The organism is Mesorhizobium sp. M0028 (assembly GCF_040323855.1).
Lineage (GTDB): Bacteria > Pseudomonadota > Alphaproteobacteria > Rhizobiales > Rhizobiaceae > Mesorhizobium.
Genome location: NZ_JAMYVG010000014.1, coordinates 24,826 through 45,320, shown reverse-complemented (window position 1 = coordinate 45,320; position 20,495 = coordinate 24,826). Strand labels below are relative to the sequence as shown.

At 61.9% G+C, this 20,495-nt stretch carries 19 protein-coding genes; 16 read left to right on the top strand and 3 right to left on the bottom strand.

Annotation, left to right across the window (positions count from 1 at the left end; all coding sequences use genetic code 11):
* Positions 1–32 precede the first annotated feature (32 nt).
* The 8 genes from NKJ93_RS22855 to NKJ93_RS22820 all read left to right on the top strand — a co-directional run bounded on the left by NKJ93_RS22855 (position 33) and on the right by NKJ93_RS22820 (position 7,625).
* The gene (locus NKJ93_RS22855; protein ID WP_254815934.1) at positions 33–359 is read left to right on the top strand and encodes a phosphoribosyl-ATP diphosphatase; all 327 of its coding nucleotides are present in this window, start codon (positions 33–35) and stop codon (positions 357–359) included.
* 18 nt (positions 360–377) lie between these two features.
* Entirely contained in the window at positions 378–1,337 is a 960-nt protein-coding gene (coaA, locus tag NKJ93_RS22850) for a type I pantothenate kinase (protein ID WP_023718269.1), read from the top strand.
* A gap of 76 nt (positions 1,338–1,413) precedes the next feature.
* On the top strand, positions 1,414–2,421 hold the full coding sequence (locus NKJ93_RS22845; RefSeq protein WP_352591234.1) for a glycosyltransferase family 2 protein: 1,008 nt from the start codon (positions 1,414–1,416) through the stop codon (positions 2,419–2,421).
* Positions 2,421–3,191: a class I SAM-dependent methyltransferase gene (locus NKJ93_RS22840; protein WP_023718271.1), complete on the top strand. Its 771-nt coding sequence runs from the start codon at positions 2,421–2,423 to the stop codon at positions 3,189–3,191. The genes NKJ93_RS22845 and NKJ93_RS22840 overlap by 1 nt, the downstream gene beginning before the upstream one ends.
* Positions 3,192–3,198: 7 nt before the next feature.
* Positions 3,199–3,594 (top strand): GtrA family protein, encoded by a 396-nt coding sequence (locus NKJ93_RS22835; RefSeq protein WP_023718272.1) that lies wholly within the window; start codon positions 3,199–3,201, stop codon positions 3,592–3,594.
* Positions 3,584–5,158: a hypothetical protein gene (locus NKJ93_RS22830; protein WP_156948044.1), complete on the top strand. Its 1,575-nt coding sequence runs from the start codon at positions 3,584–3,586 to the stop codon at positions 5,156–5,158. The genes NKJ93_RS22835 and NKJ93_RS22830 overlap by 11 nt, the downstream gene beginning before the upstream one ends.
* Positions 5,159–5,354: 196 nt before the next feature.
* Positions 5,355–6,848 carry a hypothetical protein gene (locus NKJ93_RS22825; RefSeq protein WP_352591231.1) on the top strand — a complete coding sequence of 498 codons (1,494 nt, stop codon included), beginning with the start codon at positions 5,355–5,357 and terminating at the stop codon, positions 6,846–6,848.
* 75 nt (positions 6,849–6,923) lie between these two features.
* Positions 6,924–7,625, top strand: a complete 702-nt coding sequence (locus tag NKJ93_RS22820; RefSeq protein ID WP_352484484.1) for a hypothetical protein — start codon at positions 6,924–6,926, stop codon at positions 7,623–7,625.
* Here the strand turns inward: NKJ93_RS22820 and NKJ93_RS22815 are convergent.
* The 3 genes from NKJ93_RS22815 to NKJ93_RS22805 all read right to left on the bottom strand — a co-directional run bounded on the left by NKJ93_RS22815 (position 7,588) and on the right by NKJ93_RS22805 (position 10,454).
* Positions 7,588–8,205, bottom strand: coding sequence for an alpha-ketoglutarate-dependent dioxygenase AlkB (locus NKJ93_RS22815; RefSeq protein WP_352484500.1), 618 nt, complete (start codon positions 8,203–8,205; stop codon positions 7,588–7,590). The genes NKJ93_RS22820 and NKJ93_RS22815 overlap by 38 nt on opposite strands.
* Positions 8,206–8,336: 131 nt before the next feature.
* Complete coding sequence (arfB, locus tag NKJ93_RS22810; RefSeq protein ID WP_352591228.1) at positions 8,337–8,774, bottom strand: alternative ribosome rescue aminoacyl-tRNA hydrolase ArfB; 438 nt, start codon at positions 8,772–8,774, stop codon at positions 8,337–8,339.
* 69 nt (positions 8,775–8,843) lie between these two features.
* The gene (locus NKJ93_RS22805) at positions 8,844–10,454 is read right to left on the bottom strand and encodes a phosphoenolpyruvate carboxykinase (protein WP_352484483.1); all 1,611 of its coding nucleotides are present in this window, start codon (positions 10,452–10,454) and stop codon (positions 8,844–8,846) included.
* A 342-nt stretch (positions 10,455–10,796) separates the two neighbouring features.
* Between NKJ93_RS22805 and NKJ93_RS22800 the strand changes: the two genes are divergently transcribed.
* The 8 genes from NKJ93_RS22800 (at position 10,797) to tsaE (ending at position 20,481) form a co-directional block, all read left to right on the top strand.
* Complete coding sequence (locus NKJ93_RS22800) at positions 10,797–11,498, top strand: response regulator transcription factor (RefSeq protein ID WP_023677547.1); 702 nt, start codon at positions 10,797–10,799, stop codon at positions 11,496–11,498.
* A 22-nt stretch (positions 11,499–11,520) separates the two neighbouring features.
* Positions 11,521–13,305, top strand: a complete 1,785-nt coding sequence (locus NKJ93_RS22795; RefSeq protein ID WP_352484482.1) for a sensor histidine kinase — start codon at positions 11,521–11,523, stop codon at positions 13,303–13,305.
* Positions 13,306–13,336: 31 nt separating this feature from the next.
* Positions 13,337–13,783: an HPr kinase/phosphorylase gene (locus NKJ93_RS22790; protein WP_352516065.1), complete on the top strand. Its 447-nt coding sequence runs from the start codon at positions 13,337–13,339 to the stop codon at positions 13,781–13,783.
* A gap of 164 nt (positions 13,784–13,947) precedes the next feature.
* Positions 13,948–14,349, top strand: coding sequence for a PTS sugar transporter subunit IIA (locus NKJ93_RS22785; protein ID WP_023718280.1), 402 nt, complete (start codon positions 13,948–13,950; stop codon positions 14,347–14,349).
* Complete coding sequence (locus NKJ93_RS22780) at positions 14,346–14,642, top strand: HPr family phosphocarrier protein (protein ID WP_023718281.1); 297 nt, start codon at positions 14,346–14,348, stop codon at positions 14,640–14,642. Before NKJ93_RS22785 ends, NKJ93_RS22780 begins: the two co-directional genes overlap by 4 nt.
* 168 nt (positions 14,643–14,810) lie before the next feature.
* Complete coding sequence (ahcY, locus tag NKJ93_RS22775) at positions 14,811–16,211, top strand: adenosylhomocysteinase (RefSeq protein ID WP_352591225.1); 1,401 nt, start codon at positions 14,811–14,813, stop codon at positions 16,209–16,211.
* A gap of 188 nt (positions 16,212–16,399) precedes the next feature.
* Positions 16,400–18,961: a sensor histidine kinase gene (locus NKJ93_RS22770; RefSeq protein ID WP_352591223.1), complete on the top strand. Its 2,562-nt coding sequence runs from the start codon at positions 16,400–16,402 to the stop codon at positions 18,959–18,961.
* Positions 18,962–18,969: 8 nt separating this feature from the next.
* A complete protein-coding gene (gene tsaE / locus NKJ93_RS22765; protein WP_352591220.1) occupies positions 18,970–20,481 on the top strand; it encodes a tRNA (adenosine(37)-N6)-threonylcarbamoyltransferase complex ATPase subunit type 1 TsaE in 1,512 nt (503 codons plus the stop codon).
* Positions 20,482–20,495: the final 14 nt, after the last annotated feature.

Here is a 20,495-nt window from a genome sequence, read left to right as displayed (position 1 = left end):
TTTCCGGCTAAGAAGAGGCTGTAAACGCCGTTATGACCGAGTTCTCACTCTCCGATCTGGAGAAGATCATTGGCGAACGCGCACGTTCCGGCGATCCGGATTCGTGGACGGCCAAGCTCTTTCAGCGCGGCATGAGCAAGGCAGCGCAGAAACTCGGCGAAGAGGCGGTCGAAACGGTGATCGCAGCCGTCAGCGCCGACCGGGACGCGCTTGTTTCGGAAAGCGCCGATCTCATCTATCATTGGCTTGTCGTTCTCGGCATAGCGGACATTCCGCTGAGCGATGTGCTCAACGAGCTTGAACGCCGCACCGGTCGTTCGGGCATCGCCGAAAAGGCGTCTCGGCTGGACCGGGGCTGATCGCTGCGGAGGAACTCGATGGACCAGCTCGCTCCTACCGAGAAGTATTCACCCTATCGGTTCTTCTCGGCGGAGCAATGGTCGCGGTTCCGCGCCGATACGCCGATGACGCTCACCGAGGACGAGGTCCGTCGTCTGCGGTCGCTGAACGATCCGGTCGATCTCCACGAGGTCGAGCGCATCTACCTTTCGATGTCGCGGCTGTTGTCGGCCCATGTCGAAGCCAGTCAACTCCTGTTCAGGCAACGCCAGGTTTTTTTCAACGCGCTGGACGTGGCCAAGACACCGTTCATCATCGGCATTGCCGGTTCCGTGGCGGTTGGCAAATCGACCACGGCGCGCGTGCTAAAGGAGCTGCTGGCGCGCTGGCCGTCGAGTCCCAAGGTCGATCTGGTCACCACCGACGGTTTCCTGCTGCCGAACGAAGTCCTGCGCCGCAACAATCTGATGGAGCGCAAGGGCTTTCCCGACAGCTACGACGTCGGCGCGCTGCTGCGTTTCCTGTCCGGCATCAAATCGGCGCAGCGCAACGTCCGCGCGCCGGTCTATTCGCACCTGACCTATGACGTTATCCCGGGCGAGTTCCAGACCATCGACAGGCCGGACATCCTGATCTTCGAGGGCATCAATGTCCTGCAACCTGGCAAGCTGCCGAAGGACGGCAAGATCGTGCCTTTCCTGTCAGATTTCTTCGACTTCGCCATCTATATCGATGCCGAGGAGGCGCTTATCCATCACTGGTATATCGCCCGCTTCATGCGGCTGCGCGAAACCGCCTTCCGCGACCCAGCCTCCTTCTTCCACCGCTATTCGCAACTTTCCGAGGATGCGGCCCGCGCCATCGCCGAGGGCCTGTGGACCAACATCAACCTGAAGAACTTGCGCGAGAATATATTGCCGACCCGCGCCCGCGCCGATCTCATCCTGCGCAAGGGCGCCAATCATCTGGTCGAGGAAGTGGCGCTCCGAAAACTGTGAAATCCCGATTCATTCCTTAAAGTCATCTTAACCCCGTCTTCCTATTGTCAGGCCTGATCTGCGGGCTCGGCAAACAATGAATGCGCCATTCCTAAATATTGATTGGCCGGCAGCGGACCGCGTCGCACGTCCGGGCAGCGGCGCCGCCACGATTGCCCTGATCGTGCCGGTCCACAATGAGGAAGGCGCGATTGCCCCGTTCCTGAAGGCGGTGTGCGAAAGCACCGCTCCGCTGAAGGACAATGGCGTTGCCCTCGAGTTCATCTTCGTCAACGACGGCAGCAGCGATACGACGCTCGAAAAGCTGATCGAAGCCCAACAAGCAGACCCTCGCATCCACATAATCGACCTTTCACGCAATTTCGGCAAGGAAGCCGCGATGACCGCGGGCCTCGACAGCTGCGATGCCGATGCCGCGATCCCGATGGACGTCGATATGCAGGATCCGCCGCATGTCATCCCCTTGCTTGTGGAAAAGTGGCGCGAGGGGTTCGAGGTTGTTCTTGCCAAGCGAGCCAACCGGTCGAGCGACAGCTTTCTCAAGCAGCGCTCCGCCTCGATGTTCTACCGCGTTCACAACTGGATCGCGCAGCAGAAGATCCCGCACGATGTCGGCGACTTCCGTTTGATCGACCGTCAGGTCATCCAGGCGCTGCGGTCTTTGCCCGAACGCCGTCGTTTCATGAAGGGCCTGTTCGCCTGGGTCGGGTTCCGCACCGCAAGCGTCGAATATGTCCGCGATCAGCGGATCGCCGGCCAGTCGAAATTCTCCGGCTGGAAGCTGTGGAACTTCGCGCTCGAAGGCATCACCAGCTTCTCCACCGCTCCGCTTGAAATCTGGACCTATGTCGGCGCGACGATTTCCGCGCTGTCGTTCCTCTACGGCCTGCTGATCGTCGCCAAGACAATGATCTTTGGCGTTGATGTGCCCGGCTACGCCTCGCTGCTGGTCAGCGTTCTTTTTCTTGGCGGCATCCAGTTGCTCGGCATCGGCATCATCGGACAATACCTCGGCAGGGTCTACGCCGAGATCAAGCAGCGTCCGATCTACATTGTGCGCCGCAAATATGAGGGAATGAGCTAATGGAGCTCGACGCCTACCGACAGATGGCCGCCACCGAAGACGAGCATTGGTGGTTCTGCGGGCGTCGCGCCATCGCAGAGGCGGTCATTCGCAGCATCGACCTGCCCGAAAAGGCGCGCATCGTCGAGATCGGCGCCGGCACCGGCGGCAACATCCGGATGCTGGAGCAGTTCGGCACCGTGACGGCAGTCGAGATGAGCGATCTCGCACGCAGGATTGCCTGGGAAAAGACCGGCCGCGACTTCCTTGCCGGACATCTGCCGGACAACATTCCTGTCACGCCGCAAAGCTGCGACCTGGTTTGCCTGTTCGACGTGCTGGAACATGTCGCCGAAGACGAGGCATCGCTTGCCGCGATCCGCCAGATGCTGAAACCAGCCGGCAGCGTCATCCTTACGGTGCCCGCACACCAATGGTTGTGGAGCACGCATGATGTGGGGCTGCATCATATGCGGCGCTATTCACGCAATCTGCTGCGTGAACGAATTGAAAGGGCTGGTTTCAGGATCGACCGGCTGAGCTACACAAATGCCGCACTCTTTCCTGTAGCGGCACTGGCACGGCTGGTGGATAGGTTGCGCAAGCCCGCCTTGCCAGCCGGCCATGCAACGCCGTCGAAACCACTGAATGCGGCGATGAAGGCAGTGTTTTCGGCGGAAGGCCGCATCATACCAAATGCAAGCCTGCCCTTCGGTGTTTCGCTGCTGGCGGTATTCCGCAAGGACGACGCCGTCGAAACCGGTCGCCTCGACGAGAAATTGGCAGCTTGACCGCGCAATGGGCACCGGTTCGTATCGTCGACTATCGCGCTTTGCGCTAATTGGCATTGCGTCGACGCTGATCTATGCCGTTTGTGCTCTCCTGCTGTCGCGTGGGCAGGCGACGGCGGCCCTGCCGGCGGCGCTCACATCGTTTGCGGCCTACGCCGTTGCCGCGCTGTTTTCTTACACCGGGCATAAATATTTCACCTTCACCTCGGGCGGCAGCCACGCGATGGAACTGCCCCGCTTTCTCCTGCTCACCGCTTCCGGCCTCGCTGTCGCAATCGCCCTGCCGGGGCTTTTGACCCAGATGCTCGGCGTCCCTGCCGCAGTCCCGATCCTGCTTACCTGCATTGCCGTGCCGGTCATCAACTATGTCGTCCTCGGACGCTGGGTGTTTCGTGGTCTCTAGCGCGCGATCCCTCAGTGAACTGCTGCCCGGTGCCAACCGTTTCTCGCCGTTTGCGGGCGTGGCGGGCGCCCCGTTGCTGCTGGCCTGCCTGGTCGTCATATACGCCGTCTGGCTGACAACAATTGCGATACCGACCAATGTCGACGTGTCATGGCTTCTGGTCGTCTGTGATCGGCTGCTTGGCGGAGAGCGGCTCAACACCGACATCATGGAGACCAACCCACCTTTCTCGATCTGGCTCTACATGCCGTTCATGCTCCTGGAAAAGCTCACCGGCATACGTGCGGAATTCTGGCTGACGCTTGGTGTCGTTTGCCTGAGCCTGGCCAGTCTTTTCGTTTCTGTCCGCATTCTCGCGCGCGATGAACCGGTTTACCGGCAGCCCCATGCGTTCTGGGCAGCAGCGGCGGCCCTGGGCTGGGTTCTCTGTTTCATGCCGGATCAATTCGGCCAACGCGAGCACTTCGCGTTGATTGCCATTCTGCCTTGGGTGGCGTTGCAATGCACACGTCAGCGGAACCCGGATTTCAGCGCCGGCTCGCGCCTGGAGCACATGGTCGCGGGCTTCGGCGCGGCGATCGTGGTCATGGTCAAGCCGCCCTATTTTGCGCTGGCCTTCATGTTGCCGTCACTCTGTCTTGCGGTTGAAAGGCGGTCGCTGAAACCGCTCTTCGTCGTGGAGAACCTGCTTGGCGCTACGATCGTGGCCGCCTATGTCGCGTCCATCGCGCTCTTCGACCGTGCTTATTTAAGCGAAGTCCTGCCCTTGGTCAGCGAGGTCTATCTTCCGTTGAGGGCCTCTACCGCCGATATGCTGGCGAACTGGCCGAAAGTGGTGCTGCTTCTGGCCGCCGCTACCGTGCTTGCGGCCGGCGGCCTGAGGCAGACGAACTGGGACGTCAGGATTCCGCTTCTGACCGCACTGGGGTTCATTCCGGCCTTCATCGTCATGGGCAAGGGTTGGCCCAATCACGCCCTGGCGATGGTCGTTGTTGCAACACTTGCATTTGGCATCCAGCTTCTGCGGTTCGGCACATTCCGCAGTGCAGGCTTCATTCGCAAGGCCGCCCTGATCTTCGGCTGCGTGCTGGTGCTGCAACTAGCGGTCAGGGCACAGTACGCGGCGCTGACGACGGACAACGGCCCGATCGGGCGCTCTGTCGCCGCGATCCGCGCAACGGTCGAAACCCCGACCATCATGTCGATCGCCGACCGGATGCAGGTTGCCCATCCCCTCGCCAGGCTGGTCGACGGCAGGTTCATATCACGCCATCCGAGCGCCTGGGCGGTCTCCAACGCTGACACGCTCGCCCGCGCCACCGGCGATCTCGAACGGAGACGGGAACTTGAAAGCATCCGCGATCGGGTGATCGGCGAATACGCCGCCGAGATATCAGCGAAGAAGCCCGATGTCGTGCTGTCAGGCTCGCCCGCGCGGACAGCCCTGATGCTGCAGGACAAGCGGATCGGAGCCGCCTTGGCCGACTATCGTCTGCTGCACCACGAGCCGGAAATCACTGTCTATCTGCGTTACACGGCGCCTGCGCCGCTCCAAACCAATTGAGCAGAGGCTCCCGGAAGACCATGGCACGGCTGGATCCAATCGCTCCGCTGGACGACGTATGGCTCGAGCTCGAGAGCCTCGGTGCAACATCATGAGCGTCTCGAACGACATTGACGGCTTGAGCCGGTGGCGCGGCCGGAATATCGCGGCGGCGCTGCTTCCTAGCCGCAATGTCCTGGCCATTGCCGCAGTCACCGTGTTCTCCATCGTCTGGCAGCGGCGTTGGGGGACTGTTCCCGATACTAGCTGGCTGATCACGGTATGCGAGCGGATGCTCTCCGGTGAGCGGCTTTACTCGCAGATCCACGAGACCAACCCTCCATTCAGCGTATGGCTCTATCTGCCGCCAGTGGCTGTGGCCAGATTGCTGGGCGCCGCCCCGGAAATCCTGGTTGAGGCCTGGACATACCTTGCCGTGCTTATCGGACTTTCGCTCTCGGGCGTGATCGTCAAGCGCGGGGGTTTCACCGAAACTGCATCACTGTTTGCACTGGGGCCAGCGTTTTGCGCAATGCTGGTGATCTTCCCCGGCAACGCGTTCAGCGAGCGAGAGCATATCGGCATGGCGCTTTTCATGCCGCTGCTTGCGCTTCACGCCTGGCGTGCGCGCAGAGATGCAGCCGCCCAACCAGGCCCGGGGATCGCCGTACTCGCCGGCCTGTCGGGCAGCATTTTGCTGCTGGTCAAGCCCTACTATGCGATCATGGTGTTGGCGCCAGCGCTGGTCGTTGCAGTGCGCCGGCGCAGCCTGAAATCGATCTTCGCCCTGGAACACTGGGTCATTGGCGGCATCTGCATTGTCTATCTCGGCGCGGTCACGCTGATCCATCCGGAATTCCTGCGCGACATCTATCCCCTCTTGGCGGATGTTTATGGAAAGCTCGGCATCTTTTGGCCCATCGTGATCGGCCACGGTTTCGCGTGGTGTTTCCTCGTCTTCCTGATTTGGTGGCTGTGGCCGGCCGGGCGGTTTCCAGAGCTGGCGGCGGTAGCGCTGGCTGCATCGATCGCCGGCATGTTTCCCCTGTTCTACCAAGCGAAAGGCTGGTCTTATCATGCCTATCCCGCGATCTTTTGCGCCGTGGCAGCCATTTTGTGCCTGCTGGCAGTGCCCAGGATCGTGCGGCAGCCGTCGAAGCTGTTGGCGTTCGTGACGGCGCCTTCGCGAGCTTGGGCACTGGCGGGGGTGGCAATCGCTTTCTTGCCATACTGGAGCACCCAGAAACCGGGGCCGGCGCTGGTTGCCGCCATTCGCGCCGCGACCGATCGGCCTACTATTGCGTTGATCAGTTCGGATATGTCCTCGGGACATCCGTTGACCCGCATGATCGATGGGCAGTTCGTTTCGACCCATGTCAGCGATTGGCTCGGAGTGTTCGCGCTTTCCCTGTCCCGGCAGGCAGCCCTTTCCGGTGATACCGCTGAAGCCACGCGTTACCAGGCCATCATGGCGCGTTACGTCGAAAGCAAACGCAAAGAATTCGCGCGTCTGCGCCCGGATATCATTGTCTTCAAGAAAAACAACGCGATGTGGACAAGCCAACTGACAGAGCGTTTTGGCTTTGACGCCATCCTGGCGCACTACCGCATTCTCGTCGAGGACGAGACCGAGCGCATCTATCTGCGCGACGATTATGTCCGGTCGGGCGACCGGCCACCCGAATTGAGCAAGGCCTCGGAAAAACCATGACGCGGCTGGTGGTCGTGGCCGGTCGGCCATTTCCCAGAGCTGGCTGCCGTAGCGCTGGCAGCATCTATTGCCGGCTTGTTCCCGCTGTTCTACCAGGACAAAGGCTGGACGTATCATGCCTACCCATCGATTTTTTACGCTGTAGCGGCTAGTCTTTGCTTGCTGGCCTTGCCGAGAAGCGAGCGGCAATCGGCAGGGCTGCTCTCCCGCCTGGCGGCTCCCCCGCGAGCCTTGGTGTCGCTGGCGATTGTGGCTGCCTTCTTACCGAACTGGGGCACTCAGAAGCCAGGCGCGGTGTTGGTCGCCGTGATACGCGCCGCGACCGATCGACCAAACGTCGCCTTGATCAGTCCAGATATAGACACTGGACATCCACTAAGCCGCATGATCGGCGGCCAGTTCGTTTCGGCCGATCCCAATGACTGGCTTGGAGCGTTTGCAATGGCTCTGTCCCGGCAAGCCACGCTTTCGCGTGACGTCGCCCAAGCCACGCATTACGAGATGATCATGGAGCGTTACGCTGAAAGCAAACGCCAAGAATTTGAGCGTCTGCGCCCTGATATTATTATCTCTACGAAAGTTATCAGGAAAGATGATGGCCCTTGGACAAGCCAACTGATGGAGCGTTTTGGCTTTGACGCGATCCTGGCGCACTATCGCATTCTCGTCGAGGACGAGACCGAGCGCATCTATCTGCGCGACGATTATGTCCGGCCGGGCGACCGGCCACCCGAACAGCCTATTTCGGCATCGTCACCCGACGCAGCGTCAGATTGATGCGGCCGCCGTTCTTGAGCAATGCCGAGGTCGAGGGGTAGATGCGGTCAACGCCGTGAAAGCAGAGGCGGCCTTCGCCGCCGAGCACGACGACGTCGCCGCTCTTCAATCTGAACGATTTGGTGGCGCCGTCGCGCATGGTCTGGCCGACCCGGAACAGGCAATCGTCGCCGAGTGAGGCCGAGACGACAGGCGCGGAGAAATCGCTCTCGTCGCGATCCTGGTGAAGACCCATCTTGGCATCCTGGGAATAGAAATTGACCAGGCAGGCCTCCGGCGGGTGCGCATAGGCAGATACGTCCCGCCACAGTTCGAGCAGCATCTCCGGGATCGGCGGCCACGGCCTTCCGGTCACCGGGTGAGTCGGCTGGTAGCGATAGCCGTGCTCCTTGTCGGTGACCCAGCCCAGCGGGCCGCAATTGGTCATGCGCACGCTCATCTCCTTGCCGGTACGCGGCATCGCCGGCACGAACAGCGGGGCTTCCTGCACGACCTCCCTGATATCTTCCACCAGCACTTCCTGCATGGCGCGCGACAGGTAACCAGGCATATGGCGGACGCCTTTGGGCAGCACGAGCATCGGGTCGCTTGATCCGTTGGTCTGGAAAATCAGAATGCCACCGTCAAACGAAAACGGCGACCCGAAAGCGGCCTCCGGCAGTGGCTGCACACTTCACACCGGCGATCTGGGATCCGAAGCCGATTCGGCTGTCAGTCATCCTCGACCCGGCCACGCATTTTCTTGATCGAGCCGCGCCCGGCTTTGCTCTTCAGCCGTCTTTCGACCGCGCCCTTGGACGGCCTTGTCTTCTTGCGCGGCGGTGGCGGCGGTTCGGCGGCCTTGGCGACCAGTGCCGTCAGCCGCGCCCGGGCGTCCGCCCGGTTCTGCTCCTGCGTGCGGAAGCGTCCGGCTTCGATGACGATGACGCCGTCCTTGGTGGCGCGCTGGCCGGCAAGCTTGATGGTCCGTTCGCGCACACGCTCCGACAGGCCCGGTGCATTGGCAGCATCGAAGCGCAATTGCACCGCCGTCGCCACCTTGTTGACGTTCTGGCCGCCCGGGCCGGACGAACGGATGAAGTCCTCGTGCAGGTCACCCGGACTAATCACCGCATCGTCGGTGATGATGATTTTTTCGTCGGCGTTCATGCCGCAGTCATGGCGCGGCAGGCGAAAAAAGAAAAGGCCCGATCGAAGCCGGGCCTTGAAGCGCGACGGCTATTCAGCCGCTACCTGCATGCGTGGTGCAGCGCCGAGCACGGTTGCGTCGACATGGGCCTCGAACTTTTCGAAATTGTCGACGAACATGCCAACCAGCCTTGCCGCCTGCCGGTCATAGGCGGGCTTGTCGATCCAGGTCGATCTCGGGTCGAGAATGGCGCGGTCGACGCCGGTAACCGTCACCGGCACGTCGAAACCGAAATTGGCGTCGGTCCGGAAGTCGGCCGCTTTCAGCGAGCCGTCGAGTGCTGCCGCAAGCAGCGCCCGCGTTGCCTTGATCGGCATCCGCTTGCCGGTGCCGTAAGCGCCGCCGGTCCAGCCGGTGTTGACCAGCCAGCAATCGACGCCGTGGCGGGCGATGAGCTCGCGCAGCAGATTGCCGTATTCCGACGGATGCCGCGGCATGAACGGTGCGCCGAAGCATGTCGAAAATGTCGCTTCGGGTTCAGTAACGCCTTTCTCGGTCCCCGCCACCTTGGCGGTATAGCCGGAGAGGAAATGGTACATCGCCTGCGCCGGGGTCAGCCGCGCGATCGGCGGCATCACGCCGAACGCGTCGGCGGTCAGCATGATGATATTCTTCGGGTGGTTGGCGCGCCCCGTCTTGCTGGCGTTCGGAATGAAGTGGAGCGGGTAGGCGCAGCGTGTGTTTTCGGTCAGCCCGCCATCGTCGAAATCCGGCACGCGACCGGCGTCGAGCGCGACATTCTCCAGCACCGTGCCGAAGCGCTGGGTGGTGGCGAAGATCTCCGGCTCGGCTTCGGCCGAAAGCTTGATCGTCTTGGCATAGCAGCCGCCTTCGAAATTGAAGATGCCGTGCGGTCCCCAGCCATGCTCGTCATCGCCGACCAGCGTGCGCGACGGGTCGGCCGACAACGTCGTCTTGCCGGTCCCGGAAAGGCCGAAGAAGACGGCCGCGTCGCCGGCGAGTCCTTCATTGGCAGAGCAATGCATCGGCATCACGCCTTTTGCCGGCAGCAGATAGTTGAGCACGGTGAATACCGACTTCTTCATCTCGCCGGCATAGGAGGTACCGCCGATCAACACGATCATGCGCGAAAGATCGACGGCGATCACCGTTTCGCCGCGCGTGCCGTGGCGGGCGGGATCGGCGCGGAACGACGGCAGGTCGATGATCGTCAAATCGGGCACGAAATGCTCGAGTTCGGCGGCTGCCGGCCGGATGAGCAGATTGCGGATGAACAAGGAGTGCCAGGCAAGCTCCGTGATCACCCGGGTCGGCAGCTTCAGCTCCTCGTCGGCGCCGCCGACCAGGTCCTGCACATAAAGGTCCTTTCCAGCCGCATGGGCGCGAAAATCGGCAAGCAGCGTATCGAACTGCCCCGGCGAAATCGCTTTGTTGTTGTCCCACCATACATGCGGCGCGGTGCTTTCGTCGCGCACCACGAATTTGTCCCTGGGCGAGCGGCCGGTGTGCTGCCCGGTTTCGGCGGCAAGCGCGCCATGCGCGGTGAGTCGGGCCTCGCCACGGCGGATTGCCTCCTCGTAGAGCGCGGCCGCGCCGAAATTATAGCGCACCACGCCCGTGGTTCTCAGGCCGATCCGATCGATTGTACATGCAGGATTGCGTTTGCCGGCTTCCGACATGGGTGTCCCTTCTTCGATTTACCGCGTCTTTACCGGCGAATTCCGGAACCCCCATTGCAGGAGCTAAAAACGTCAAAACCAGAAAAGGCGAATGATATCAAATCATTAATCGATTTAAATATTTTGAAAGTTGTTTAAATCGTTTATATGTGCAAAAACACTGATGGTTGCCCAAAGGATTGGCGATGTTCATTCGTCCAATCCATATCGAGGTACAATTGTGGCCGCCGGCATGCCGCGCGTGACAGCGGATAGAGCCTATGCCACATTTTGTACCTAATTTGTCCTGCAAAAGCCCCTTCTCGACGAAAGAAGGGACAGCTCATGAGGGAGCCGCTTGAAATGGCAACAATCGCGCTTGTCGACGACGATCGCAACATTCTGACTTCGGTTTCGATCGCCCTCGAATCCGAGGGTTATCGGGTTGAAACCTACACGGATGGGGCGTCGGCGCTGGAGGGACTGGCGGCGCGCCCGCCGAACCTCGCCATCCTCGACATCAAGATGCCGCGCATGGACGGCATGGAGCTGCTGCGCCGGATGCGCCAGAAATCCGACCTGCCGGTGATCTTCCTGACCTCCAAGGACGACGAGATCGATGAACTGTTCGGCCTCAAGATGGGCGCCGACGACTTCATCCGCAAACCCTTCTCGCAGCGTCTTCTGGTCGAGCGCGTCCGCGCCGTGCTGCGCCGCGCCAGTACCCGCGAGGCGGCCGCCAAGGCGCCCAACCAGCAGGCTCGGTCGCTTGAGCGCGGCCAGCTTGTCATGGACCAGGAGCGCCACACCTGCACCTGGAAGGGCGAGCCGGTGACGCTTACCGTCACCGAGTTCCTCATCCTGCATTCGCTGGCCCAGCGTCCAGGCGTCGTAAAAAGCCGTGATGCGCTGATGGATTCGGCTTATGATGAGCAGGTCTATGTCGATGACCGCACCATCGACAGTCACATCAAGCGGCTGCGCAAAAAGTTCAAGGCCGTCGATGATGACTTCGAAATGATCGAAACCCTTTACGGAGTCGGATATCGGTTCCGCGAAGCTTGAGTCGAGCGGGAGCTGCTATTCGATGGCAGTGGAAGTAGAGCGAGTGAGACGATCGGGCGCCGCCAGGCGCCCGCCGCGGATTCTGCCCGCCTTCGTGTCGAAAATCACGGTGCCGATGCGCCGGTTTCTCGGCCATCACATCTTTTCCAGCCTGACGCGGCGTATTCTCTTTCTCAATCTTGCCGGCCTGGCCGTCCTGGTCACCGGCATTCTCTACCTCAACACCTTTCGAGACGGGCTGATCGACGCCCGTGTCGAGAGCCTGATGACCCAGGGCGAGATCATTGCCGGCGCGATTGCCGCATCGGCGACGGTCGAGACCGATTCGATCAGCATCGATCCGGAAAAGCTGCTTGAGTTGCAGGCTGGCGAAAGCCTCGGCCCGGGCTCCGATCAGCTCGACAATCTCGATTTCCCGATCAATCCGGAGCGCGTGGCGCCGGTGCTCAGGCGGTTGATCTCGCCGACGCGCACGCGCGCCCGCATTTACGACCGCGACGCCAACCTGCTGCTCGATTCCCGCCATCTCTATTCGCGCGGTCAGATCCTTCGCTACGATCTGCCGCCGGTCGAAGAGGAGCAGCCGGATCTTCTGGAGCGCATCCAGAAATTCGTCTTCGATTTCTTCCGCAATAAGCAGCTGCCCGTCTATCGCGAGCAGCCGGGCGGCAACGGTGCCGCGTTTCCCGAAGTGGTCAAGGCGCTTACCGGCAGTCCGTCGACGATCGTGCGGATCTCGGAGCAGGGCGAGCAGATCGTTTCCGTGGCGGTGCCGATCCAGCGCTTCCGTGCCGTTCTCGGCGTACTGATGCTGTCGACCGAAGGTGGCGACATCGACAAGATCGTCGCGGCCGAGCGCAAGGCGATCCTGCGCGTGTTCGGCATCGCCGCGCTGGTTACCGCTATCCTGTCGATGCTGCTGGCCTCCACCATCGCCAACCCGCTGCGCCGGCTTTCCGCGGCGGCGGTCAGGGTTCGCCGCGGTGTCAAGAACCGCGAGGAAATTCCCGACTTCTCCGACCGCCAGGACGAGATCGGCAATTTGTCGATCGCCGTGCGCGACATGACCAATGCGCTCTACGCCCGCATTGAGGCGATCGAAAGTTTTGCCGCGGATGTCTCGCATGAATTGAAGAACCCACTCACCTCGCTGCGCAGCGCGGTGGAGACATTGCCGCTGGCCAAGAACGACAATTCGCGCAGCCGGCTGATGGATATCATCCAGCACGATGTGAGGCGCCTGGACCGCCTGATCACCGATATTTCCGATGCCTCCCGTCTCGATGCCGAACTGGCGCGGGAAGACGCGGGAACTGTCGACCTGAAGAAGTTCATCACCGATCTGGTCGCCGTCTCGCGCGAGGCCACACGCAACAAGAAGGCGGTCGAGATCGAATTCAAGGTCGCCAAACTGCCGCAGGGCGTGAAAGGCTACTTCGTCGTCGGCCATGATCTGAGGATCGGCCAGGTGATCACCAACCTGATCGAGAATGCCCGCTCGTTCGTTCCCGAAGAACGTGGCCACATCACCATATCGCTGGCGCGCGCCGGCAAGTTCAACATCGTCACCGTCGACGACAATGGCCCCGGCATCCGGGCCGACAACATCGATCGCATTTTCGAGCGGTTCTATACCGACCGGCCGGCCGGCGAGGCGTTCGGCCAGAACTCGGGCCTTGGCCTGTCGATATCCCGGCAGATCGTCGAAGCCCATGGCGGCACGTTGAGCGCCGAGAACATCCCGGGCACCAAGCCTGGCGAGATCAAGGGCGCCCGCTTCGTGGTGACGCTGCCGGCCGAAGGCTGACGGATGAATTCCAATCACGCCTGGTCCTATTGTGCAGCCTGAAAACATTCACGGCACCGCCATCCTGATAGGTGATTGCGGCATTCTCATCACCGGACCGTCCGGCTTGGGCAAGACGACGCTGGCGCTCGCCTTGATCGATCATTGCAGCCAGCGCGGGCTGTTTTCGCGGCTGATCGGCGATGACCAGCTCTTTGCTGCCGATTGCGAGGGGCGGCTGGTCTGCCGCGCACCAGTCAGCATAGCCGGCCTCGTCGAGGTGCCGGGATTCGGCCCCAAGCCGATACCATTCGAGCCAAGCTGCGTGATCGACCTCATTATCCGGCTGGTGCCAGCCGGCAAAATGGCCCGCTTCCAGGAAGACTGCAGCGAACTCGTTTTCGGCGTACCAGTGCCGCGCATCGATCTTGCCGGGCGCAATGTCGCGGCGGCCTTGCCGGCAGTGATGTCGCGCCTGTCGATTGCGCCTTTCCTGTGATCCGATTTGGATTTTTTGCTGCAATGCGTCAAATTGGTCTGGGCCGGCGCAATTTTGGGCTTGTCAACGGGCCTTGCGTCGACAAGATAGCGCTCCCGCCACCTGGAACGGTCGGCGAGCATAAAATGCGCCTGTGAAGCGGCGATGACGGGAGCCACCAAAGAATGATCGGACTCGTGCTTGTAACGCACGGTCAACTGGCCGCCGAGTTCCGCAATGCCGTGGAACATGTCGTAGGGCCACAAGACAATTTCGAGACCGTGGCGATCGGTGCCGACGATGATATGGAACAACGCCGCCGCGACATTATCGACGCAGTCGGCCGCGTCGATACCGGATCAGGCGTCATCGTTTTGACCGACATGTTCGGCGGCACGCCCTCCAACCTCGCCATTTCCGTGATGGAATCCGGCCGCATCGAGGTCATTGCCGGCATGAACCTGCCGATGCTGATCAAGCTGTCCAGCGTTCGCAAAGGCGACAACATGGCGGCCGCGCTGGATGAGGCGCAGGCTGCCGGCCGCAAATACATCAACGTCGCCAGTCAGCTCCTGAGCAGCAAATGAGCGCGCTGTTGCCGGAAAAGGACAAGATCGTTCGCGACTTTCCGATCGTCAACCAGCGCGGCCTGCACGCGCGCGCCTCGGCCAAGTTCGTTCAAATTGCCAGCGGCTTCAATGCCACGGTCCAGGTCGAGAAGGACGGCGTCAAGGTCGGCGGCACCTCGATCATGGGCCTGATGATGCTGGCGGCGAGCCCCGGCTATTCGATCCGCGTCACCGCCAGCGGCCCGCAGGCCGAAGAGGTCATCGATGCGCTGGAGCAACTGGTTGCTTCCCGTTTTGGCGAGGAATGCTGACGGCGCTCTCTCGTGTTGGTCGCCGCTGAAGACATGCACGGATAAAGATTTCTTTATATCCCATTGTCGTCCGACTCCCGATCTGCTAGTCAGGCCGGCAACTCGCGCCCTCCGACACGCCTTCGGGGCGGGGCGCGTCCCGCAATCAATTCGCATCGGAGCACTGCCATGACGGGTAGCAAGGATTATGTGGTCGCCGACATCGCGCTTGCCGGCTGGGGCCGCAAGGAGATCGAGATCGCCGAAACCGAAATGCCGGGCCTGATGGCCTGCCGCGAGGAATTCGGCGACAAGAAGCCGCTCAGGGGCGCGCGCATCACCGGCTCGCTGCACATGACCATCCAGACCGCGGTGCTGATCGAAACGCTTAAGGCGCTCGGCGCCGATATCCGCTGGGCTTCCTGCAACATCTTCTCGACCCAGGACCACGCTGCCGCGGCCATTGCCGAGGCCGGAATTCCGGTGTTTGCCGTCAAGGGCGAGACGCTGGAGGATTATTGGGTCTACACCGACAAGATCTTCCAGTGGGCCGATGGCGGCACCTCCAACATGATCCTCGACGACGGTGGCGATGCTACCATGTACATCCTGATCGGCGCCCGCGCCGAGGCCGGCGAGGATGTGCTGTCCAATCCGGGCAGCGAAGAGGAAGAGATCCTGTTTGCCCAGATCAAGAAGCGCATGCAGGCATCGTCGGGCTTCTTCACCAAGCAGAAGGAAGCAATCCGCGGCGTCACCGAAGAGACGACGACCGGCGTCAATCGGCTCTATCAGTTGCAGAAAAAAGGCCTGCTGCCGTTCCCGGCGATCAACGTCAATGATTCCGTCACCAAGTCGAAATTCGACAACAAATATGGCTGCAAGGAATCGCTCGTCGACGGCATTCGCCGCGGCACCGACACGATGATGGCCGGCAAGGTCGCGGTCGTCTGCGGCTATGGCGACGTCGGCAAGGGCTCGTCGGCTTCGCTCAAGGGTGCCGGTGCCCGCGTCAAGGTCACCGAGGTCGATCCGATCTGCGCGCTGCAGGCAGCGATGGACGGTTTCGAGGTGGTCACGCTCGAAGACGCGGCACCGACGGCCGACATCGTCATCACCACCACCGGCAACAAGGACGTCGTTACCCTCGACCACATGCGCCTGATGAAGGACATGGTGATCGTCGGCAACATCGGTCACTTCGACAACGAGATCCAGGTGGCGTCGCTGCGCAACCTGAAATGGACCAACATCAAGCCGCAGGTCGATATGATCACCTTCCCGGACGGCAAGCGGATGATCCTTTTGTCGGAAGGCCGTCTGCTCAACCTCGGCAACGCCACCGGCCACCCGAGCTTCGTCATGTCGGCGTCCTTCACCAACCAGGTGTTGGCGCAGATCGAGCTGTACACCAAGCCCGGTCAGTACGAAAACCAGGTCTACGTCCTGCCGAAGCATCTCGACGAAAAGGTCGCGCGCCTGCATCTCGACAAGCTCGGTGCCCGCCTGACCGAACTATCCGGCGAACAGGCCGCCTATATCGGCGTCACTCCGCAGGGACCGTTCAAGCCGGAACACTACCGCTATTAACCACGGCGAAACTTGCCACTAGATATTGAAGCCGGGCGATTGACTTTTCGCCCGGCTTTATTTTTGCGCTGATTGATTCTTCACGCCGATTCGCGCAAGCGCTATGGTGCTGATTCGCGGTCCGGGGACGAGGCCCGGGCGCACGCATCAGGGCGGTCTTGCATTCAGGCGGCGAAGAGGACCAAGACATGCCGGGGGATAACCCGCCTTGCGCGGGACAGGCCGTTTCCGGCGGCCATAACGATTCGATCACGGGCTCCGCTGCCAGAGGCGGCAGCCTTTTATGCCGTGCCGGCAGCCGTGTCGGGGTGCTGCTTGCTTCTTCCGCGCTGGTTGGTCCGCTGCTTGGCTTTGCCGCACATGCCCAAACCCGCGTGGCGCAAAAGGCCGGGCTGTCGGTCAGCACGGTCGAGGTCATGCAACTCGCCATGTTTGTCGGCGTCATGGGGGCGGCATTGCTGTCGGCCATCTTTCTGATCCGCGAAAGGGCGCGCACCGCGGCGGAAAATGCCGAGCTCAGGACCCGCATCGCCGACGTCAATGCCGCGCTGCAGCGCTCCGAGGCGCTGCTCCATTCCCGCGACCAGCGCGTGGTCGTATGGGCCGCCGAAAACAAGAAACCCGAGCTTGTCGGAACATTGCCGATCGAGAGCGGCGCGCCGGAGGACCGGGCGGCCTTCCTGGCTTTCGGCCGCTGGCTGATGCCGCGTTCGGCGGCCGCGTTGGAACATGCCGTGGCGGCGCTGCGGGACAAGGCAAAGCCCTTCGATCTGGTCATCGAATCGCAGGCCGGCCAGCCGCTCGAGGTTCACGGCCGCAAGAGTGCGGCGCATGTATTGGTTCGCTTCGTCTCGCTTTCGGAGACACAGCGAAGCCAGGCCAGGCTGAAGATCGAGAACCAGCGCTTGGCCGCCGACCATGAGACGCTGATCGGACTTCTCGATGCGCTCAAGATGCCGTCATGGCTACGCACCGTCGACGGGCGGCTGAAATGGGTCAACCGGGCCTATGCCGAAGCGGTCGAGGCCGAGAATGCCGAATCGGCGGTTCGTGACAGCAAGGAATTCCTCGGCGGCCAGGCGCGCGACACGATTGCTGCGCAACACAAGTCGCAGCCCGTCTTCGAACAGACGCTCTCCACTGTGATCGAAGGCGACCGCCGTATGTTTGCCGTGACCGACTTTGCCGGGGCGGATGGTTCGGCTGGTCTTGCCTGCGACATCAGCGCCATCGAGGCCATTCGCGCCGAGTATGAACGGACCGTGCAGAGCCACGCCGATACGCTCGATCAGCTCAACACTGCCGTGGCGATTTTCGATACCGACGAGAAATTGCGGTTTTTCAATCAGGCGTTCCAGAAACTATGGGGCCTCGACAGCGGCTTCCTGCACAGCGCGCCGGACAACGCCTTGCTGCTCGACCGCCTGCGCAGCGAAGGCAAGATTGCCGAGCAGCCCGAATGGCGGCGCTGGAAAGAGAGCTTGCTCGGCGCTTATCGCGCGGTTGAATCGCAGGAGCATTGGTGGCATCTGCCGGACGGCAAGACCATTCGCGTCGTCGCCAACCCGCAGCCCAAGGGCGGCGTCACCTGGGTGTTCGAGAACCTGACCGAGAAGATGGACCTTGAAAGCCGCTACCAGACCGCCGTCCGGGTTCAGGGCGAGACGCTCGACAACCTTGCCGAAGGCGTCGCTGTATTCGGTCCCGACGGCAGGCTGAGATTGTCCAACCCGGCCTTCGCAGCACTGTGGGGGCTGGATGCCGATGCCTCAAAACCCAACGTCCATGTCTCGACGATCCGCGACCTTTGCGACCGCCGTGCCGTCGACAGTCCGTGGGGCGGGTTCGTTGCCGCCATCACCGGCTTCGACGACGAGCGCCGCGACCGCCACGGCCAGACCGAATTGAACAACGGCACCGTTTTGCGCTACGCCGTCATCCCCTTGCCCAACGGCCAGGTGATGATGACCTTCGTCGACGTTACCGACAGCGTCAATGTCGAGCGGGCGCTGAAGGACAAGAATGAGGCGCTGCAAAAGTCCGACCAGATCAAGAACGAATTCGTGCAGCACGTCTCCTATGAGCTGCGCTCGCCACTCACCAACATCATCGGCTTTACCGAGCTTCTTTCACTGCCGTCGACTGGTCCGTTGAACCAGAAGCAACGCGAATATATCGGGCATGTCGGCTCGTCCTCCTCGGTCCTGCTCACCATCGTCAACGACATCCTCGATCTGGCGACGGTGGATGCCGGCATCATGGAACTCGACATTTCCGAAGTTCACATCGATCGAACCATTACAGCCGCCGCCGAACTGGTCGCCGACCGACTGGAGGAACATGCGATCAAGCTTAGGATCGACGCAGCGGCCGCGCCGAAAACCTTCCACGGCGACGAAATCCGGGTCCGCCAGATCCTCTACAATCTGCTCAGCAATGCCGCCAATTACGCGCCGGAGGCGAGCACCATAACGCTCGCCTGCCGCCAACTTGCCGACGGCGTGGAATTTTCCGTTCACGATGACGGTCCCGGCATGCCGCCGGACCTGCTTGACTCGGTGTTCCGGCGCTTCGAGCCGCGCACCAATGGCGGCCGCCGCCGCGGCGCCGGGCTCGGCCTGTCGATCGTCAAGAGCTTTGTCGAACTGCATGGCGGCAGCGTCCGCATCGAGACCGGCAGGGACAAGGGCACTACGGTTGTTTGCGCCTTTCCCGACACGCCGTCCGGCATCCGCGCGGCGGCCGAGTAGCGCGTTCGATGGCGGTATTGGTGCTGGAGCGTTTTCTCGCCGACGAGGCTGCGACGGCAAGGCTTGGTGAGGACCTCGCCATGTCGCTGCGCATTGGCGACGTGCTCGCTCTCAAGGGCGATCTCGGCGCCGGCAAGTCGACCTTGGCGCGGGCGCTGGTCAAGGCACTGGCCGACGATGCCGGCCTCGACGTGCCGAGCCCGACCTTTACGCTGGTCCAGAGTTACGACACGCGTGTGCCGGTCCATCATTTCGATCTCTACCGCTTGGGCGCGGCATCCGAGTTGGACGAGCTGGGTTTCGACGAGGCGCTGACGCAAGGGGCCGCACTGGTCGAATGGCCGGAACGGGCAGAGGCATATTTGCCGAAAACCTCGGTGCTGGTCGAACTTCTCCAGCAGGGCGACGGCCGATTGGCGAGACTATCGGGAGGGGGCGCCGCCTTCGAGCGCGCGGCGCGATCGCTGGCCATGCGCGATTTTCTCGGCCAGGCCGGTTGGGGCGAAGCGCAGCGGCGATATTTCATCGGTGATGCCTCGGCTCGCTCCTACGAGATCGTCACGCTCGCCGGATTTCCGCCGCGCGTGCTGATGAACTCGCCAAGGCTGGTGCTCGGACCGCCAGTCCGCGACGGCAAACCCTATGCCGAGATCGCCCACACCGCGCAATCCGTTTCGGCGTTCGTCGCCATTGACCGTGCCTTGCGGGCCGGCGGCATCAGCGTCCCGGAAATCCATGCCCAGGATCTCGACCAGGGTTTTCTGCTGCTGGAGCATCTCGGGTCCCAAGGGTTCCTGGACAAGCGCGGCCAGCCGGTGGCCGAGCGCTACGCGGCGGCGGCCGAACTGCTTGCCATGATGCACGGCAAAACATGGCCGGCCAGCATGCAGGCCGGCCCCGGCGTCTTCCACGAGGTGCCGCCTTTCGATCGCGACGCCATGATGATCGAGGCCGAATTGCTGGTCGACTGGTATGTCCCTGCGATATCAGGCGCTCCGCCAAGCGAGGCGTTGCGCGCCGGTTATCGCAGCGAATGGAATGCGGTGCTCGATCGGCTCGAGGGGCGCGAATACACGCTAATGCTGCGCGACTTCCATTCGCCCAACCTGATCTGGCGCGGTGATCGTTCCGGTCACGATCGTCTCGGCGTCGTCGATGTCCAGGATGCGCTCATCGGTCCGTCAGCCTACGACGTCGCCTCGCTCGCCATGGACGCGCGCGTCACCATTTCACCTGAAATCGAAAAGCACACGCTCGCCGCCTATATCGCCGCGCGACGCGACGCCGGCGTCTTCGACGAAGACGAATTCCGCGAAACCTATGCAATCATGGCCGCACAGCGCAATTCCAAGATCCTCGGCATTTTCGTGCGGCTCGAAAAACGCGACAGCAAGCCTTATTATCTGAAGCATCTGCCGCGCATCCGCGATTATCTTCGCCGGGCGCTGGCGCATCCGGCGCTGGCCGGGCTGCAGGATTTCTACATCGCCCACGGCTTGCTGGAGGAACGCTCGATTTGAAGGCTAAGGATTTG

Bases quoted from the DNA above. Each gene is read 5' to 3' on its own strand.
- NKJ93_RS22855 (WP_254815934.1), top strand. From the start codon at position 33: ATGACCGAGTTCTCACTCTCCGATCTGGAGAAGATCATTGGCGAACGC.
- coaA (WP_023718269.1), top strand. From the start codon at position 378: ATGGACCAGCTCGCTCCTACCGAGAAGTATTCACCCTATCGGTTCTTC.
- NKJ93_RS22845 (WP_352591234.1), top strand. From the start codon at position 1,414: ATGAATGCGCCATTCCTAAATATTGATTGGCCGGCAGCGGACCGCGTC.
- NKJ93_RS22840 (WP_023718271.1), top strand. From the start codon at position 2,421: ATGGAGCTCGACGCCTACCGACAGATGGCCGCCACCGAAGACGAGCAT.
- NKJ93_RS22835 (WP_023718272.1), top strand. From the start codon at position 3,199: ATGGGCACCGGTTCGTATCGTCGACTATCGCGCTTTGCGCTAATTGGC.
- NKJ93_RS22815 (WP_352484500.1), bottom strand. From the start codon at position 8,205: ATGCTCGTGCTGCCCAAAGGCGTCCGCCATATGCCTGGTTACCTGTCG.
- arfB (WP_352591228.1), bottom strand. From the start codon at position 8,774: ATGAACGCCGACGAAAAAATCATCATCACCGACGATGCGGTGATTAGT.
- NKJ93_RS22805 (WP_352484483.1), bottom strand. From the start codon at position 10,454: ATGTCGGAAGCCGGCAAACGCAATCCTGCATGTACAATCGATCGGATC.
- NKJ93_RS22800 (WP_023677547.1), top strand. From the start codon at position 10,797: ATGGCAACAATCGCGCTTGTCGACGACGATCGCAACATTCTGACTTCG.
- NKJ93_RS22795 (WP_352484482.1), top strand. From the start codon at position 11,521: ATGGCAGTGGAAGTAGAGCGAGTGAGACGATCGGGCGCCGCCAGGCGC.
- NKJ93_RS22785 (WP_023718280.1), top strand. From the start codon at position 13,948: ATGATCGGACTCGTGCTTGTAACGCACGGTCAACTGGCCGCCGAGTTC.
- NKJ93_RS22780 (WP_023718281.1), top strand. From the start codon at position 14,346: ATGAGCGCGCTGTTGCCGGAAAAGGACAAGATCGTTCGCGACTTTCCG.
- ahcY (WP_352591225.1), top strand. From the start codon at position 14,811: ATGACGGGTAGCAAGGATTATGTGGTCGCCGACATCGCGCTTGCCGGC.
- NKJ93_RS22770 (WP_352591223.1), top strand. From the start codon at position 16,400: ATGCCGGGGGATAACCCGCCTTGCGCGGGACAGGCCGTTTCCGGCGGC.
- tsaE (WP_352591220.1), top strand. From the start codon at position 18,970: ATGGCGGTATTGGTGCTGGAGCGTTTTCTCGCCGACGAGGCTGCGACG.